2 protein-coding genes are annotated in these 2,812 nt (G+C 76.7%); one reads left to right on the plus strand and one right to left on the minus strand.

Translation table 11 applies throughout. The annotated features are described in order from the left end of the window. Nucleotides 1-287: hypothetical protein (locus GQS09_RS25300; RefSeq protein ID WP_165989881.1), on the plus strand; the 287-nt coding region annotated here is incomplete at its 5' end. 112 nt (nt 288-399) lie between these two features. Here GQS09_RS25300 and GQS09_RS25305 read toward each other — a convergent pair. After that, nucleotides 400-2,812, minus strand: a 2,413-nt coding sequence (locus tag GQS09_RS25305; protein WP_243761769.1) for an FtsX-like permease family protein, incomplete at its 5' end; no start/stop codon positions are given.

Consider the following 2,812-nt stretch of genomic DNA (forward strand, 5'->3'; position numbering starts at 1 on the left):
TGCCGCCGCCGCAGCGGGCCGCCGAGCTGGCCCGGGCGCGGGAGCTGGCCGGGGCCAACCGGCAGGAGCTGGAACGCCTGGCGGCCCGGCTGGCGGAACGGCAGGTGCCGGGTGCGCTGGGCCCCGGCGCGGACCGGCTGCGGGAGGTGCTCAGCGAGTACGAGCGGCTGCTGGAGGCCAACGACCGGGTGGCGTCCGTCCCGGAGGCCGAGGAGATCCGCGGCGACCTGGCCCGCGCCCAGGGTCTGCTGCTCCTCGTCCCGGCCACGCTCCCCGCCCGCCGCTGAGCGCGGCGGCCCCGGCTCCTGCCGCGGTCCCGGCCGGCCGGCACCGACCGCGGCCCGGGGCCGGGGCAGGAGCCCGGACGGGGGCCGGGGCAGGAGCCCGGACGGGGGCCGGTTACTCGGTGCGCAGGCCGCTCGGGCGCATCATCCGCCACAGCGGCGGCAGGGACAGCAGGGTGGCGCCGAAGACGATGCCGGCCCCCAGGCCGGTGAGCGCCCCCACCACCTCCCAGTCCACCGCGAACGAGCGGGAGACCAGGGACAGCAGCATCGTGCTCAGGCCGAAGCCGCCCGCCACCGCCAGGGCCAGCCCCAGCGCCACCGGAAGCGCGGTCTGCCAGAGCACCGAGGCCGCCAGGGTGCGGCGCCGGGTCCCGAAGGCGACCAGCACCGAGAGCAGCCGCCGGCGTTCCCGCAACTGCTCCACGGTGGAGATCACCAGGCTGCCGCCGATCAGCAGCAGCACCGCCACGGAGCCCGCGTAGAGCGCGCGGCGGATCGAGTCGTAGCGGCTGCCGACCTCCTGCGGACCCTCGTCCCAGGTGGTCAGCACCGGGCCGAAGCCGGCCACGGCGTTGCGCAGATGCTCGGTGACGTCCGGCACCGACTCGTCCGCCCACACAATGACCTCGTAGGCGGGGTCGTGGAGCATGGTCCGGTCCAGGGCGGCCGGGGTGGCGAACACCGTCGGCACCCACAGGTCCTCCTCGTCCGCGGCGGGCAGGCCGCGGGCGTCGTCCGGCACCCGCCAGCGCACCCGCGGCAGGGTTTCCGTCTCGTCCGGGGCGGGGAAGCCACCGCCCGCGAGTTCGGCCTCCATGCCCGGCCGCAGCACCCCGGCGGCCCGGCCGGACACGGCGTTGCGCGGCTCCTGGAGGAAGACGTCCCCGTCCGCGCAGGGCACGGCCCCGGGCGTGACCATCAGCTCGCCCAGCACGGCGCAGTCGGCGACAACCACCCGGAACCCGCCGTCCATGCCCTCCATGCCGGCCGTGCCGTCCCCGGCCGTGCCGTCCGCCGCCCTGGCCTCGTCGCTGACCACGACCCGGGAACGGAGCACCCCGTCCACCGCCTCGATCCGCGCCACGGTCTCCGGGGCGCCCGCGGCGTCGAGCGGACTCGCCCAGATCGAGATGCGCCGCTCGCCCTCCGCGACCCCGGTGTCCCCGGTGTAGTCACCTCCCACCCCCAGCAGGAAGGTGTGCGCCGCGATGGCCCCGGCCACCGCCACGGTGACCCCGCTGACCGCGCGCGCCGCCGGACCGCTGTCCATCTGGAGCCGGCGGACGGCGAGCTGCCAGGACAGCGGCCCGCCGCGCAGCCGCCGCACCGAGACCTCCACCAGCCAGGGCAGCACCGCGGTGACCCCCACCAGCAGCAGCACGATCCCGGCCGTGATCCGCCACTCGTCGATCTCGGTCTGGTCGGCGGCCACGCTGTTGAACAGCGGTACCAGCAGCAGCAGTCCGGCGGACGGCAGCACCAGCCGCCACCACAGCCGGCGCCGGGCGGTGGCACCGCCGCGCACCACGCCCAGCGGTTCCACCGCGATCCGGCGCATCGCCTGGAGCGTGACCACCACCGCGGACACCGGCACCAGCAGCACGATCAGCGCCGCGATGGCGGTTGCCGGGCTGACGTCCTGCGGGAAGGCGGAGTACCCGAAGATCTCCACCCCGGCCATCCGGTCGCGGCCGATGCGGAAGAACACCGCGCCGAGCAGCAGACCGAGCAGCGAACCGGCCAGGGCCTCCCCGGCCGCGATCCGGTGGGTCATCCGGATGTCCGCGCCGACCAGCCGCAGCGCCGCCAGCCGCAGATCGCGGCGCTCCCCGCCCAGCCGTACGGCGGTGGCCACGAACGCTCCCACCGGGAGCAGCAGCACCACACAGGCGATCACGATGAGCAGCAGCAGGACGGCGTCGAACGGCTCGCGCTGCATGTCGCTGCCGAACTCCGCGATCCGCCTGGAGTCGCCGACGGCCGTCAGCCGTGGATCGTGCGCGTAGTAGACGAGTTCGCCGGGGTGCAGCAGCCCGGCGTCGCCGATGACACCGCCCACCCGGTACGGCAGCCGGGGCGTCAGCAGGTCGCCCGCGGGCGACTCCAGCAGTTCCTGCAGCGCCGGGGAGACCGCCATCTCGCCGGGCGCCGGGAATTCCCCGATACCCGGCGGCAGGGCCGGGCGGTCCCCGTCCGGGCGCAGGGTCAGGCCGGTGAGGGGGCGGCCGCGGAACTCCCCGACGTGCTCGTGGAGCAGCAGGGTCTGCGGGCCGGGTCCGGCGACCTCGCCGAAGCCGCCGCTGCGGGCGTCGAAGCGGGCGTCCCGGGCCTGGATCATGCTCGGCACGGAGGCCGCGAGCAGCAGCACGGCGACGCCCAGGCCCACGCCGACGGCGGTGAGCAGGGTGCGCAGCCAGCCCTCCCGTCCGCCGGTGACCGCGAACCGGGCGCCCAGGGCGAGGTCGGCGGCCCAGCGGCGGACGCCGGCCGGCCCGCCGGGCCGGTCCGGGCCGCTCTCCCGCGGC

Origin of the sequence: Streptomyces sp. YIM 98790 (assembly GCF_011421595.1) — a bacterium.
GTDB lineage: Bacteria > Actinomycetota > Actinomycetes > Streptomycetales > Streptomycetaceae > Streptomyces.